12 protein-coding genes and 1 riboswitch are annotated in these 14166 nt (G+C 57.3%); of the genes, 8 read left to right on the top strand and 4 right to left on the bottom strand.

All coding sequences use genetic code 11. The annotated features are described in order from the left end of the window. A complete protein-coding gene (gene leuC / locus AAIR21_RS12285; RefSeq protein ID WP_020882571.1) occupies positions 1 to 1401 on the top strand; it encodes a 3-isopropylmalate dehydratase large subunit in 1401 nt (466 codons plus the stop codon). A 10-nt stretch (positions 1402 to 1411) separates the two neighbouring features. Then, on the top strand, positions 1412 to 2017 hold the full coding sequence (gene leuD / locus AAIR21_RS12280) for a 3-isopropylmalate dehydratase small subunit (RefSeq protein WP_183516765.1): 606 nt from the start codon (positions 1412 to 1414) through the stop codon (positions 2015 to 2017). 202 nt (positions 2018 to 2219) lie between these two features. Here the strand turns inward: leuD and AAIR21_RS12275 are convergent, their stop codons facing one another. Together AAIR21_RS12275 and sgrT are read right to left on the bottom strand one after the other, a co-directional pair. Beyond that, entirely contained in the window at positions 2220 to 3398 is a 1179-nt protein-coding gene (locus tag AAIR21_RS12275) for a sugar efflux transporter (protein ID WP_020882570.1), read from the bottom strand. Positions 3399 to 3517: 119 nt separating this feature from the next. After that, on the bottom strand, positions 3518 to 3670 hold the full coding sequence (gene sgrT / locus AAIR21_RS12270; protein WP_014168612.1) for a glucose uptake inhibitor SgrT: 153 nt from the start codon (positions 3668 to 3670) through the stop codon (positions 3518 to 3520). A gap of 88 nt (positions 3671 to 3758) precedes the next feature. Here sgrT and sgrR point away from each other — a divergent pair, with 88 nt between their 5' ends. The 4 genes from sgrR to thiQ all read left to right on the top strand — a co-directional run bounded on the left by sgrR (position 3759) and on the right by thiQ (position 8837). Further along, the gene (gene sgrR, locus AAIR21_RS12265; RefSeq protein WP_079231409.1) at positions 3759 to 5414 is read left to right on the top strand and encodes an HTH-type transcriptional regulator SgrR; all 1656 of its coding nucleotides are present in this window, start codon (positions 3759 to 3761) and stop codon (positions 5412 to 5414) included. 36 nt (positions 5415 to 5450) lie between these two features. Continuing rightward, positions 5451 to 5551: riboswitch (TPP riboswitch) on the top strand. Between the two features lie 31 nt (positions 5552 to 5582). Further along, positions 5583 to 6566, top strand: a complete 984-nt coding sequence (gene thiB, locus AAIR21_RS12260) for a thiamine ABC transporter substrate binding subunit (protein WP_020882569.1) — start codon at positions 5583 to 5585, stop codon at positions 6564 to 6566. Continuing rightward, positions 6542 to 8152 (top strand): thiamine/thiamine pyrophosphate ABC transporter permease ThiP, encoded by a 1611-nt coding sequence (gene thiP / locus AAIR21_RS12255; protein ID WP_183516766.1) that lies wholly within the window; start codon positions 6542 to 6544, stop codon positions 8150 to 8152. The genes thiB and thiP overlap by 25 nt, the downstream gene beginning before the upstream one ends. Beyond that, positions 8136 to 8837, top strand: a complete 702-nt coding sequence (gene thiQ, locus AAIR21_RS12250; protein WP_183516767.1) for a thiamine ABC transporter ATP-binding protein ThiQ — start codon at positions 8136 to 8138, stop codon at positions 8835 to 8837. The genes thiP and thiQ overlap by 17 nt, the downstream gene beginning before the upstream one ends. 27 nt (positions 8838 to 8864) lie before the next feature. Here thiQ and AAIR21_RS12245 read toward each other — a convergent pair whose 3' ends face one another. Together AAIR21_RS12245 and araC are read right to left on the bottom strand one after the other, a co-directional pair. Beyond that, positions 8865 to 9632 carry a DedA family protein gene (locus tag AAIR21_RS12245; protein WP_014168607.1) on the bottom strand — a complete coding sequence of 256 codons (768 nt, stop codon included), beginning with the start codon at positions 9630 to 9632 and terminating at the stop codon, positions 8865 to 8867. 128 nt (positions 9633 to 9760) lie between these two features. Further along, a complete protein-coding gene (araC, locus tag AAIR21_RS12240) occupies positions 9761 to 10606 on the bottom strand; it encodes an arabinose operon transcriptional regulator AraC (RefSeq protein ID WP_106503726.1) in 846 nt (281 codons plus the stop codon). 336 nt (positions 10607 to 10942) lie between these two features. Between araC and araB the strand changes: the two genes are divergently transcribed. Together araB and araA are read left to right on the top strand one after the other, a co-directional pair. Next, positions 10943 to 12652 (top strand): ribulokinase, encoded by a 1710-nt coding sequence (gene araB, locus AAIR21_RS12235; protein WP_032681674.1) that lies wholly within the window; start codon positions 10943 to 10945, stop codon positions 12650 to 12652. Positions 12653 to 12662: 10 nt separating this feature from the next. Beyond that, on the top strand, positions 12663 to 14165 hold the full coding sequence (gene araA / locus AAIR21_RS12230) for an L-arabinose isomerase (RefSeq protein WP_014168604.1): 1503 nt from the start codon (positions 12663 to 12665) through the stop codon (positions 14163 to 14165). Position 14166: the final 1 nt, after the last annotated feature.

Here is a 14166-nt window from a genome sequence, read left to right as displayed (position 1 = left end):
ATGGCGAAAACGTTATATGAAAAATTGTTTGATGCGCACGTAGTTTACGAGGCACCGAACGAAACCCCACTGTTGTATATCGATCGCCATCTGGTGCACGAGGTTACCTCCCCTCAGGCATTCGACGGACTGCGTGCGCATAAGCGCCCGGTGCGCCAGCCTGGTAAAACCTTCGCGACAATGGATCACAACGTCTCCACGCAAACCAAAGATATCAATGCGTCGGGTGAAATGGCGCGTATCCAGATGCAGGAGCTGATCAAAAACTGCAATGAATTTGGCGTCGAGCTCTACGATCTGAACCACCCGTATCAGGGTATCGTCCACGTAATGGGGCCAGAACAGGGCATCACCCTGCCAGGCATGACTATTGTCTGCGGTGACTCCCACACGGCCACCCACGGCGCGTTTGGGGCCCTGGCGTTCGGTATTGGTACCTCTGAAGTTGAACATGTTCTTGCGACGCAGACCCTGAAACAGGGCCGCGCCAAAACCATGAAGATTGAAGTGAAAGGCAAAGCGGCCCCGGGCATTACCGCCAAAGACATCGTGCTGGCCATCATCGGTAAAACCGGCAGCGCAGGCGGCACCGGTCACGTGGTTGAATTCTGCGGTGAAGCCATCCAGGCACTGAGCATGGAGGGCCGTATGACGCTCTGCAACATGGCCATTGAGATGGGGGCAAAAGCGGGCCTGGTTGCGCCAGACGAAACAACCTTCAGCTATGTGAAGGGCCGTCTGCACGCGCCGAAAGACCAGGATTTTATTGAGGCAGTTGCGTACTGGAAAACCCTGAAAACCGACGATGGTGCGACGTTTGACACCGTGGTTACGCTGCAGGCGGAAGACATTGCGCCACAGGTCACCTGGGGAACCAACCCGGGCCAGGTGATTTCCGTTAACGATAACATTCCTGACCCGGCCTCTTTCAGCGATCCGGTCGAGCGCGCCAGTGCGGAAAAAGCGCTGGCCTATATGGGTCTGAAGCCAGGCATTCCGTTGACTGACGTGACCATTGATAAAGTGTTTATCGGCTCCTGCACCAACTCCCGTATCGAAGATTTACGCGCGGCGGCCGAGATTGCCAAAGGCCGTAAAGTGGCACCTGGCGTTCAGGCGCTGGTTGTGCCGGGCTCTGGCCCGGTGAAAGCCCAGGCGGAAGCTGAAGGCCTGGATAAGATCTTTATCGAAGCCGGCTTCGAATGGCGCCTGCCTGGCTGCTCCATGTGCCTGGCCATGAACAATGACCGCCTGAATCCTGGCGAGCGTTGTGCCTCCACCAGTAACCGTAACTTTGAAGGCCGTCAGGGCCGCGGTGGGCGTACTCACCTGGTCAGCCCGGCAATGGCCGCCGCTGCGGCAGTGACCGGTCATTTCGCCGATATTCGCAGCCTGAAATAAGGAGACAATCATGGCAGAGAAATTTACCCAACATACGGGCCGGGTTGTCCCACTGGACGCGGCTAACGTCGACACTGACGCCATCATTCCAAAGCAGTTTTTGCAGAAGGTGACCCGTACCGGGTTTGGCGCGCATCTGTTTAACGACTGGCGCTTCCTGGACGACAAAGGCGAAGTGCCCAATCCCGAGTTCGTGCTGAACTTCCCGGAATTTAAAGGCGCATCGATTCTGCTGGCGCGTGAAAACTTTGGCTGCGGCTCTTCCCGTGAACATGCACCCTGGGCGCTCACCGACTACGGGTTTAAAGTGGTTATCGCCCCAAGCTTTGCCGATATCTTCTACGGCAACAGCTTCAATAACCAGCTGCTGCCGGTGACGCTGAGCGATGCGCAGGTGGTCGAATTGTTCGCCCTGGTGAAGGCAAATCCTGGGATTTCGTTTGAAGTGGATCTGGAAGCGGAAGTGGTGAAAGCGGGTGATAAATCCTACAGCTTCAGCATTGACGCCTTTCGTCGTCACTGCATGCTGAATGGCCTGGACAGTATTGGCCTGACGCTGCAGCACGAAGATGCCATCTCCGCCTATGAGCAAAAACAGCCTGCGTTTATGGGGTAGGCTGCGTACCATCCCGGTGAAGCTCAACATCGCCCAACATAATGGGTGCAGTACACCCTCAGTGTTAATTGATGTGGGACTCTCCACTGTTTGCCTCTTGCGTCAGCCTGAGGCAAACAGCCTTGGCTGACGCCACGCGCGCTATGCGCCTTCTCAGACCCTGTCAGAAAATCGTTTTATTTCGTGAAGCCGCCTTTCAGAATCACACATCTTTTACCCGGCAGGTTAGCACCAGCGTCACCACGGAAATGGCCGCAATCATCCAGTACACTGACGCGTGGCCGTAGGTTTGCGACAACGCCCCCTGAATCACCCCTGCCAGAATAACGCCCGTTGAAATGCTGTTGGTAAAGAGCGTAGTGGCAGAGCCTGCCCGTCCCGGCATTAAGTCCTGGAACCAGAGCATCCCAATCCCGGCCACGATGCCAATAAACACGGCGTTAAACAGCTGCAGCGCAAGCAGTGCTTCGCGCGAATGGAAGACGATCAGCCCCAGATAAAAAAGCACTCCCGCCGCCACGGCGACGATCATCATGCGGCGCTTTCCAAAACGCTTAACGTAATAACCCGCCAGGATCATCGCCGGAATTTCCAGGCCGGCAGCCGTCCCCATCAGGATCCCCGCAAGCTTGTCCGGCAACCCCAGATCGCTGCTGATCCACAGCGGCATATCAATGATGTACATGGTGTTGCAGGTCCACATCAGCATGGACGCGATAAACAGCATGCGGACGTTTTTATCCTGCCAGCCACTCACCTGGGTGATGGGTTTATCCGTCGTCTGCTCCACTCGCGCCACCGAGGGTAGCGCAAAGGCAATCAATATCAGGCTGATGACAAAAATGCCGGCAGCGATGGAAAACATGGTGGTAAAGCCATAGTTCAGCGCCAGCATAAACGCCAGCGGCGGGCCGATCACCCAGGCCAGAGAGAGCTGCGCACGCATGACCGAGCTGAACATCACCACTTCCCGCGCCGAGTTATCCGCGTATTCACGGGCCAGCGCGAACAGCTGCGGCATGGCGGTATTGGCGAGCGACGCCAGAAGCACGCCGCAGGTAATCAGCGTCAGGTAATGGCGATTGAAGGCAAACAGCAGCGCATTACCCACGGCCATGGCGCAACAAAAGAGGATCAGTTTGCGACGATCGCCCCGATTGTCCGATCGTTTTGCCAGTGCCAGACTGACCAGGATCCCGGCGATGGCGTTCACGGTATAAAACAACCCCACCCAAAACGGCTGCGCCCCCACCTCACGGCTGAGAAACAGACTCAGCGTCGGAGCCTGCAATGCCCCTGCCACGCCCATCATAAAGGCCACCAGCATAAAAGCGGCATACACGCCGTTCAGGCGTCGCCCCATCGTCATCAACCAGAGCATGCGCAAGTCCTTGTGAAAGCGAATCGAAAGTGGGTGAATAGTAAACGAAAAAAGCCAGCAAAAACATTTTGCTGGCGGGTGATAAGCACCAATACTCAGTCACACATGATCGAGGCGAGTTAGCAAGAAGAGGTCGGTTTCGTAACGTCCCACTGCATCAGATCTTCCAGGATTTTCAACCGTTGCTCTGCACACTGGCGGGCCAGCCAGGACGCTCCCTGCGTCGCTGAAAAATAACGCTGATAAAACTGACGTGCGGTAGACCTCTTCATAATTTACCTCCTCACTTCATCGGGAAGAATTATTGGCCTAATATAGGGATTAATAAATTGCTGATTTTTTGTCAGGAGTTCCCCTTTTATGCCCTCTGGTCGTCTGCAACAACAATTTATCCGCCTCTGGCAATGCTGCGAGGGGCGATCGCAGGAGACCACGCTGAACGCGCTGGCGGACCTGCTCAGCTGTTCGCGCCGGCACATGCGCACGCTGCTTAATACCATGCAGCAGCAGGGCTGGCTCAACTGGGAGGCCGAGGCGGGTCGCGGAAAACGCTCGCGCCTGACCTTCCTGTATACCGGGCTGGCGTTGCAGCAGCAGCGGGCGGAAGACCTGCTGGAACAGGACCGCATCGACCAGCTGGTGCAGCTGGTGGGGGACAAAGCGGCAGTACGCCAGATGCTGGTGTCGCATCTCGGGCGCAGCTTCCGTCAGGGTCGCCACATTCTGCGGGTGCTCTACTATCGACCGATGAAAAACCTGTTACCCGGCACGGCGTTACGCCGCTCTGAAACCCATATGGCCCGACAAATATTCAGCGGCCTGACGCGCATAAATGAGGAAAATGGGGAACTGGAAGCGGATATTGCGCACCACTGGCAGCAACTTTCTCCTCTTCACTGGCGCTTCTTTCTACGTCCTGGTATTCATTTCCATCACGGCCGCGAGCTGGAGATGGTCGATGTGATTGCCTCTTTAGAGCGCGCCTGCACGCTACCGCTCTATTCCCATATTTCACGCGTTCACTCCCCTACGGCATGGACACTGGATGTTGAACTGTCTCAGCCGGACAAATGGCTTCCGTGGCTGCTGGGCTATGTACCGTCGATGATTTTGCCCGGTGAATGGGAGTCGATGAATAATTTTGCCAGCCTGCCGATTGGCACCGGCCCCTACTCTGTATCGCGCAATAACAACAACCAGCTGAAAATCCGCGCTTTTGATGACTATTTTGGCTACCGGGCGCTGATCGACGAAGTGAACGTGTGGGTATTACCGGATCTCAACGAAGAGCTGAGCGCCGGGCTGACGCTGGAAGGGCCTACCACGGGCGAAAAGGCCGTGGAGAGCCGGCTCGAAGAAGGGTGCTACTACCTGCTGTTCGACAGCCGTACCCATCGCGGGGCAAACCATGAAGTGCGTAAATGGATAAGCCACGTGTTGTCGCCCTCCAGCCTGATTTATCATGCGGAGGAGCAGTACCAGACCTACTGGTTCCCGGCGTATGGTCTGCTTCCTCGCTGGCATCACGCCCGTCCGACATACTGCGACAAGCCTGCCGGGCTGGAGTCCATCACCCTGACCTACTATCGCGAGCACGTTGAACACCGCTTTATCGCCAGAATCATGACCCGACTGCTGGCCGCCGTTGGGGTGAGGCTGGATGTCAAAGAGGTGGATTACGATGAATGGCATCAGGGAGAAATCGTCAGCGACATCTGGCTCAACAGCGCCAACTTTACCCTGCCGCTTGATTTCTCGCTCTTCTCTCATCTGTATGAGGTCCCGCTTATCCAGCACTGCATAGACCGGGACTGGCAGCAGGACGCGGCACGCTGGCGCGCCGGCGACATGAATCTGGCCTCATGGTGCCAGCGGTTGCTGGCTGAACAAGCGATCGTGCCGTTGATCCACCACTGGCTGATGATCCAGGGGCAGCGTAGTATGCGCGGTGTCAGAATGAATACGCTGGGCTGGTTTGATTTTAAATCCGCCTGGTTTTCGCCGCCGGAGCCATAACACTTTCGTAATATTTGCCAAATCATTACAATAGCGCCGTTCTCAACGGGGTGCTGCATCACTGATGTGCGCTGAGATAATACCCGTCGAACCTGATCCGGATAACGCCGGCGAAGGGATTTGAGGCTGTCACTCAAAATCCTTTGCCACTCAACCTTGAGGTGCAAAGTGTTAAAAAAAGTTCTCCCCCTTCTGGCGCTGTTTGCGCTGCCTGCTGTCGCGAAGCCCGTCCTGACGGTCTACACCTACGACTCCTTCTCAGCCGACTGGGGTCCGGGTCCGGTGGTGAAAAAAGCCTTTGAAGCTGACTGTCAGTGCGAACTGAAGTTCGTGGCGCTGGAAGATGGCGTCTCGCTGCTTAACCGCCTGCGCATGGAAGGCAAAAACAGTAAAGCCGATGTGGTGCTTGGGCTGGATAACAACCTGCTGGAGGCCGCCTCGAAAACCAGACTGTTTGCCAAAAGCGGCGTCGCCACCGATGCCGTCAGCGTCCCGGGCGGCTGGCAGAACGACACCTTTGTGCCGTTCGATTACGGTTACTTCGCGTTTGTTTACGACAAAAACAAGCTTAAAAACCCGCCGAAAAGCCTGAAGGAACTGGTCGAAAGCGAGCAGAAATGGCGCGTTATTTATGAAGATCCTCGCACCAGTACGCCAGGCCTGGGTCTGCTGCTGTGGATGCAGAAAGTCTACGGCGATGACGCTCCGCAAGCGTGGCAGAAGCTGGCCGCCAAAACCGTCACCGTGACAAAAGGCTGGAGCGAAGCCTACGGTCTGTTCCTGAAAGGGGAAAGTGATCTGGTTCTGAGCTACACCACCTCCCCGGCTTACCACATCATCGCCGAGAAGAAAGACAATTACGCCGCCGCCAGTTTTGCTGAAGGGCACTATCTGCAGGTCGAAGTGGCAGCCCGCACGGCATCCAGCAAACAGCCCGAACTGGCCGAGAAGTTCCTGAAATTTATGGTCTCCCCGGCATTCCAGAACGCCATTCCAGCGGGTAACTGGATGTACCCCGTGACCAGCGTGACGTTGCCAGCGGGCTTTGAGAAACTGACCAAACCGCAAACCTCGCTGGAGTTTACGCCTCAGCAGGTTGCCGCGCAGCGAGCAGCATGGGTAAGTGAATGGCAACGCGCCGTCAGCCGTTAATTCCCGGCTGGTTAATTCCTGGGCTGCTCGCCGCCGTATTGATGGTGGCGGTCAGTCTGGGCGCATTCCTTGCCTTGTGGTTTAACGCGCCAGAGAGCGACCTGTTCGCGCTCTGGCACGACAGTTATCTCTGGCACGTTATCCGTTTCTCTTTCTGGCAGGCCTTTCTCTCTGCGCTGCTGTCGGTTATCCCCGCCATTTTCCTGGCACGCGCGCTTTATCGCCGCCGTTTCCCCGGCAGGCAGGCCCTGCTGCGCCTGTGCGCCATGACGCTGATCCTGCCGGTCCTGGTGGCCGTGTTTGGCATCCTGAGCGTCTATGGCCGTCAGGGGTGGCTGGCTTCACTTTTCAGCCTGCTGGGTCTGGAGTGGCGCATCTCGCCCTACGGACTGAAGGGCATTCTGCTGGCGCACATCTTTTTCAATATGCCGATGGCGACCAGACTCTTTTTACAGGCACTGGAAAACATCCCCGGTGAACAGCGCCAGCTTGCCGCCCAGTTGGGCATGCGCGGCGTATCCTTCTTCCGCCTGGTCGAATGGCCGTGGCTGCGTCGTCAGATCCCGCCGGTTGCGGCTCTGATCTTTATGCTCTGTTTCGCCAGTTTTGCCACCGTGCTTTCACTCGGCGGCGGCCCGCAGGCCACCACCATCGAACTGGCAATTTACCAGGCGCTCAGTTACGACTATGACCCCGGCCGCGCCGCGCTGCTGGCGATGGTGCAGATGGTTTGCTGCCTGTGCCTTGTGCTGCTGAGCCAGCGTCTGAGCAAAGCCATCCCGCCGGGCAGTAATCAGATAACCGGCTGGCGCGACCCGCAGGACAGCATGCATAGCCGGATCGCTGACCTGCTGCTTATCACGCTGGCGCTGCTGCTGCTGCTTCCGCCGCTGATGGCCGTCATCGTCGATGGCCTGAACCTGAATCTCGTTACCGTGTTGCAGCAGCCCGTTCTCTGGCAGGCAACGTGGACCTCGTTACGGATCGCGCTGGCCGCCGGGCTGCTGTGTGTCATGCTGACCATGATGCTTTTATGGAGCAGCCGCGAGCTTTACGCGCGTCAGGCCCGTAAAGCCGGGCATGCCCTGGAGCTGACAGGCATGCTGATCCTGGCGATGCCCGGCATTGTACTGGCGACGGGGTTCTTTTTACTGTTCAACAGCACTATTGGCCTGCCGGAAAACGCTGACGGCATCGTGATTTTCACCAATGCCCTGATGGCGATCCCCTACGCGCTGAAGGTGCTGGAAAATCCGATGCGAGACATCAACAGCCGCTACGCGCTGCTGTGCCAGTCGCTCGGTCTGCAGGGCTGGCAGCGGCTAAAGATTATCGAACTGCGTGCGCTGAAACGCCCGCTGGCCCAGGCCCTGGCCTTCGCCTGTGTGCTCTCAATTGGTGATTTTGGTGTCGTGGCGCTCTTCGGTAATGAAGATTTCCGCACCCTCCCGTACTGGCTGTACCAGCAAATTGGCTCCTATCGTAGCCAGGAGGGAGCCGTCACGGCGCTGCTGTTACTGATGCTCTGCTTTGCCTTATTTACCGTTATCGAAAAACTTCCGGGGCGTAATGTTAAAACTGACTGATGTAACCTGGCTCTACCAGCATCTGCCAATGCGCTTCTCCCTTTCGGTTCGTCAGGGAGAGATGATTGCGGTTCTGGGTCCGAGCGGGGCCGGAAAGAGTACTTTGCTCAATCTGATTGCCGGTTTTCTGCAACCGACGAGCGGGTCGATAGTGATTGAAAACCGCGACCATACGCGCACGCCACCCGCCCGACGTCCGGTGTCGATGCTGTTCCAGGAAAACAATCTGTTCATGCATCTGACGGTGCGGCAAAACATCGCCCTGGGTATGGATCCTGGCCTGAAACTCAACGACGGTCAGCGCCAGAAGCTGGAGCTGATTGCCGCTCAGATGGGCATTACCGCGTTTATTGACCGCCTCCCTGAAGCGCTCTCCGGCGGGCAGCGTCAGCGGGTGGCGCTGGCGCGCTGCCTGGTGCGCGAGCAGCCCATACTGCTTCTGGATGAGCCCTTCTCTGCACTCGATCCTGCCTTGCGCCAGGAGATGCTTACCCTGGTGCAGGACGTGTGCCAGCGTCAGCAACTGACAATGCTGATGGTTTCGCACAGCATTGAGGATGCCGCGCGGATTGCGCCACGATCGGTGGTCATTGCAGAAGGGCGAATTGCCTGGGATGGCGGCACTGAGGAACTGCTCAGCGGTCACGCAGGGGCGTCTTCATTGTTGGGCATTAGTGCGGGCTGACCCTCTCCCACGGGAGAGGGAAACAGATTAACGGCTCACCACCTTCAAGAGGATTTCACCGTACACCGGCATCAGCGGGTGGCGAATCAGGGCGACCAGCGCCACCACGGCAACCCCCAGCATTAACGGCGCGAGCCACAACAGGCGCGAGCGTGGCAGATAACGCGTCAGGCGATCAACATTTGCTTTCGCGCTGCGCCACAGTCGCCAGCACAACCAGGCAGCGATCCACAACAGCAGGGCCGTAGCCAGCAACAACCACTTAAACTCACCGCTTTGCATTCCGTCAGGAATATCAACGGTGGCCCCAGCCAGGATCCCCGGCAGAAAGTAGAACGGCGGCCAGAAAACACAGCCGATGATGTTCGGCACCACGAATTTCGCAACAGGCAGATCCAGCATCCCCGCGACCATCGGCACCAGCGGACGCGTTGGTCCAACAAAGCGACCGACGAGGATCGTGAACATGCTGTGTTGATGCAGCGCGTGTTCGGTTTTATCCAGCAAGGCTTTGTTCTTTTTCATGAACGACCAGCGGTGCAGCGGTTTCTTAAAGCGCCAGCCCAGCCAGAAGGAGATCCAGTCCCCCAGTAAACAGCCGATAATCCCCGCCATCCACGCCTGCCAGAAATTCACTTCACCGCTGCCAATCAACGCGCCCAGCCCCGCCATCATCACCGTGCCGGGGAGGATCAACCCAACAAGTGCAAGCGATTCCAGAAACGCCACCAGCGCAACGGCGATAAGCGAATACATAACGGACTGGGTGATAAAATGTTCCAGCAATGCCTGCATAACTATTCCGGTCAGAAAACGAATCAGGGATTCTGCTTAGCGCCCTGCACCGCGTCAAGACAACAATTGTCTGAATAGTTTACAGGTTGCTTCCACAGTTCACCTGCTTGTTTATCTTTTTTTACCGTTTATTCACATCCTGCCCGGAATTCACTGGGGCTGGCACCGGTGCATTTTTTAAATACCCGCGAGAAATAGAGCTGGTCTTCAAAGCCCACATTGCGCCCCACGGTGGCAATGGGCATGCGGGTGGTGCTGAGCAGGAGCTTCGCCTGGCTGATACGCTGGTCCTCACGCCAGCTCAGGACGCTAACGCCCAGTTGCTGACGGAACAGATGTGACAGCCGCGACGGTGAGAGACACACATGCTGGGCGACGCTGGCGATATCGAACTGGCTGTCGGCCAGATGGTCGCTGATGTACTGGCAGGCGTCGCGCACGCGGTTGTCCAGCGGAGGATTAAGTGACGCGTTTATCGCCTCCATCCGGCGCAACAGCACCTGTTCAAGCAGGTTAATCGCCAGCAGTTCGGCATACCGGCCACCCGCCTGCCCCGCTTCAATAATTTGGGCAAAGAGTTCGCGGAACTGAGACAGATGAACCTCGTCCGGGCGATAAAAACCGGTGTGCGCAAAAATTGCCGGCCACGAGAGCCACTCCTGCCAGTAGGCGCGCGGGCGGAAGTAGACCCACTGGTGATACCACTCTTTGGCCTCCGGGTGGCGCCCGTAGTGGTGGATCTCCCCCGGCGGAAACAGCAGCATATCGCCCGGACGGCAGACAAACTGCTGATCGTTATTTTTGATAATCCCTTCCCCACGCACCGTCAGGTTCAGAATATACCCTTTCATCCCGAGCGGTCGGTCGACGTAAAAATCGAGATATCCCTCAGCCTCGATAGGGGTCAGCCCCGCCACCAGGTGAGCATTAAACGAGTAGCCCGGTAATAAGGGATCGTTTTGCGTTTCGGCCATAGATTCAGTTCTCCCAAGGGTCCTGAAGGAAACCAATTGTCCATATCGATAAAAGCAGTATAAAAATGGCCCGCGAAAAGATCCAAAAAGCATCACGCCTCTTTTACGTCCGCCATGTTTCAGCCTTTCCCCCTGATTTATCCGCCCACGGGGGCAGATCAGCAGTAACAAAAGTGTCTATAAGTGCGGCAGAAATGTCCACATTGATTATTTGCACGGCGTCACACTTTCTATTGCAACAGCAATTTAGTCCATAAGATTAGCGGATCCTGCCTGACGATTTTCGCCTCCAGTCTCTAATGTTCTCTCATACCTGTTTTTTGATGGAGCAACACCATGGCAATTGCGATTGGCCTCGATTTTGGCAGCGACTCGGTTCGCGCTCTGGCAGTGGACTGTACAAGCGGCCAGGAAATAGCAACCAGCGTTGAGTGGTACCCGCGCTGGCAAGAGGGGCGCTACTGCGATGCGCCAAATAACCAGTTCCGTCACCATCCACGTGACTACATTGAGTCGATGGAAGCGGCAATCAAAACCGTGCTGGCTGAACTGACCGACGCACAGCGGGCAGAGATCGTCGGGATTGGCGTCGACAGTACCGGCTCAACGCCTGCCCCTGTGGATGCCGAAGGCCATGTTCTGGCGCTGCGTCCGGAGTTTGCTGATAACCCGAACGCCATGTTCGTGCTGTGGAAAGATCACACCGCCGTTGAAGAGGCCGAGGCCATTACCCGCTTGTGTCACCAGCCCGGTAAAACGGACTACTCGCGCTACATCGGCGGTATTTACTCCAGTGAATGGTTCTGGGCCAAGATCCTCCACGTAACCCGCGCGGACGCATCCGTTGCGCAGGCCGCGGTATCGTGGATTGAACTGTGCGACTGGGTACCAGCCCTGCTCTCCGGTACCACGCGTCCGCAGGATATCCGCCGCGGCCGCTGCAGCGCCGGACACAAATCCCTGTGGCATGAAAGCTGGGGTGGCCTGCCACCGGCGGCGTTCTTCGATGAACTCGATCCCGTCATCAACAAGAGTCTGCAATACCCGCTGTTTACCGACACCTTCACCGCCGATATTCCGGTGGGTACGCTTTGTGAAGAGTGGGCGACGCGCCTGGGTCTGCCGCAAAACGTGGCGATCTCCGGCGGGGCGTTTGACTGCCACATGGGCGCGGTGGGCGCTGGCGCCCAGCCAAACACGCTGGTGAAGGTAATCGGCACCTCCACCTGCGACATTCTTACCGCGGATAAAGCCAGCGTAGGCGATCGGGCGGTAAAAGGCATCTGCGGCCAGGTTGACGGTAGCGTCGTACCGGAGTTTATCGGTCTGGAAGCGGGTCAGTCCGCCTTTGGCGATATCTACGCCTGGTTTGGCCGCGTGCTGGGCTGGCCGCTGGATCAGCTGGCGGCGGCGCATCCTGAGCTGAAGACCCAGATTGCCGAAAGTAAAAAGCAGCTTTTGCCGCAGCTCACCGCCGCGTGGGCAAAGAATCCTTCTCTCGATCACCTGCCGGTGGTGCTCGACTGGTTCAACGGTCGCCGTACGCCATTTGCCAACCAGCGCCTGAAAGGGGTGATCACCGATCTTAACCTCGCCACCGACGCGCCAGCGCTGTTTGGCGGCCTGATTGCCGCAACTGCCTTTGGGGCGCGCGCCATTATGGAGTGCTTCACCGAGCAGGGCATCGACGTCAACAACGTGATGGCACTGGGCGGCATCGCCCGTAAAAACCCGGTAATCATGCAGGCCTGTTGTGACGTGCTGAACCGTCCACTGCAGATTGTCGCCTCCGATCAGTGCTGCGCCCTCGGTGCAGCGATCTTCGCGGCCGTTGCGGCAGGCGTTCATGCCGATATCCCGACCGCGCAGCAGCACATGGCGAGCGCTGTCGAAAATACCCTCCAGCCGCGTGCTCAGCAGGCGCAGCGTTTTGAACAGCTTTATCAGCGCTATCAGCAATGGGCAAAAAGCGCCGAACTTCACTATCTCCCTGTCGCCGCCCCGGCCAAACACACCGCGGACACTACGGCAACCCTGACACATTAAGGACACAATAATGACCATTTTTAATAATTATGAAGTGTGGTTTGTCATTGGCAGCCAACATCTGTACGGGCCGGAAGCGCTGCAACAGGTGACGAAACATGCTGAGCACGTGGTCAACGCGCTCAATGCAGAGGCTAAACTGCCGTGCAAACTGGTGCTCAAACCGCTCGGCACGACCCCGGATGAGATCACGAACATCTGCCGCGACGCGAACTACGACGATAAATGCGCCGGCATGGTAGTGTGGCTGCACACCTTCTCACCGGCCAAAATGTGGATCAACGGTCTGGCCATCCTCAATAAACCACTGATGCAGTTCCATACCCAGTTCAACGCGTCCCTGCCGTGGGACAGCATTGATATGGACTTTATGAACCTGAACCAGACCGCGCACGGCGGCCGCGAGTTCGGCTTTATCGGCGCACGTATGCGCCAGCAGCATGCGGTCGTCACCGGCCACTGGCAGGATCAGCATGCGCAAAAACGTATCGGCTCCTGGATGCGCCAGGCGGTGTCCCGACAAGATACTCGTCACCTGAAAGTGGTGCGTTTCGGCGACAACATGCGTGAAGTGGCGGTCACCGACGGCGATAAAGTTGCCGCACAGATTAAATTTGGTTTCTCGGTGAATACCTGGGCCGTGGGCGACCTGGTGCAGGTGGTGAATGAAATCAGCGATGGCGACGTAAGCGCGCTGGTCGACGAATACGAAAGCAGCTACCGTCTGACGCCTGCGGCACAAATTCACGGTGACAAACGCCAGAACGTGCTGGATGCAGCACGTATCGAACTGGGCATGAAACGCTTCCTGGAACAGGGTGGCTTCCATGCTTTTACCACCACCTTTGAAGACCTCCACGGTCTGAAACAACTGCCCGGCCTGGCGGTACAACGTCTGATGCAGCAGGGCTACGGCTTTGCCGGCGAAGGCGACTGGAAAACTGCCGCTCTGCTTCGCATTATGAAAGTGATGTCAACCGGTCTGCAGGGCGGCACCTCCTTTATGGAGGACTACACCTACCACTTCGAAAACGGCAACGACCTGGTACTGGGCTCGCATATGCTGGAAGTGTGTCCTTCCATTGCCGTTGAAGAGAAACCGATCCTCGACGTGCAGTACCTTGGCATTGGCGGAAAAGCCGACCCGGCACGTCTGATCTTCAACACCCGTACCGGTCCTGCCATCAACGCCAGCCTCATTGACCTGGGCGACCGTTTCCGCCTGCTGGTGAACTGTGTGGATGCGGTTGAAACCCCGCATTCTCTGCCAAAACTGCCGGTCGCCAACGCCCTGTGGAAAGCGCAGCCTGACCTGCCAACCGCCTCGGAAGCCTGGATCCTGGCCGGTGGCGCGCACCACACCGTCTTCAGCCACGCGCTGGATCTGAACGACATGCGTCAGTTCGCCGAACTGCACGACATCGAACTGACCGTCATTGATAACGATACCCGCCTGCCCGCGTTCAAAGACGCGCTGCGCTGGAATGAAGTCTATTACGGTTCAAAACGTTAAC

Source organism: Enterobacter sp. PTB, from assembly GCF_051130085.1.
Taxonomy (GTDB): domain Bacteria; phylum Pseudomonadota; class Gammaproteobacteria; order Enterobacterales; family Enterobacteriaceae; genus Enterobacter; species Enterobacter ludwigii.
The sequence above is the reverse complement of the archived record's forward strand: the minus strand, read 5'-3'. Positions and strand labels throughout refer to the sequence as shown.

What these genes read in the sequence shown, in the direction of transcription:
- AAIR21_RS12245 (WP_014168607.1), bottom strand. Translation starts at nt 9,632, where the DNA reads ATGCAGGCATTGCTGGAACATTTTATCACCCAGTCCGTTATGTATTCG.
- araC (WP_106503726.1), bottom strand. Translation starts at nt 10,606, where the DNA reads ATGGCCGAAACGCAAAACGATCCCTTATTACCGGGCTACTCGTTTAAT.
- sgrT (WP_014168612.1), bottom strand. Translation starts at nt 3,670, where the DNA reads ATGAAGAGGTCTACCGCACGTCAGTTTTATCAGCGTTATTTTTCAGCG.
- AAIR21_RS12275 (WP_020882570.1), bottom strand. Translation starts at nt 3,398, where the DNA reads ATGCTCTGGTTGATGACGATGGGGCGACGCCTGAACGGCGTGTATGCC.
- thiP (WP_183516766.1), top strand. Translation starts at nt 6,542, where the DNA reads ATGGCAACGCGCCGTCAGCCGTTAATTCCCGGCTGGTTAATTCCTGGG.
- sgrR (WP_079231409.1), top strand. Translation starts at nt 3,759, where the DNA reads ATGCCCTCTGGTCGTCTGCAACAACAATTTATCCGCCTCTGGCAATGC.
- leuC (WP_020882571.1), top strand. Translation starts at nt 1, where the DNA reads ATGGCGAAAACGTTATATGAAAAATTGTTTGATGCGCACGTAGTTTAC.
- leuD (WP_183516765.1), top strand. Translation starts at nt 1,412, where the DNA reads ATGGCAGAGAAATTTACCCAACATACGGGCCGGGTTGTCCCACTGGAC.
- thiQ (WP_183516767.1), top strand. Translation starts at nt 8,136, where the DNA reads ATGTTAAAACTGACTGATGTAACCTGGCTCTACCAGCATCTGCCAATG.
- araB (WP_032681674.1), top strand. Translation starts at nt 10,943, where the DNA reads ATGGCAATTGCGATTGGCCTCGATTTTGGCAGCGACTCGGTTCGCGCT.
- araA (WP_014168604.1), top strand. Translation starts at nt 12,663, where the DNA reads ATGACCATTTTTAATAATTATGAAGTGTGGTTTGTCATTGGCAGCCAA.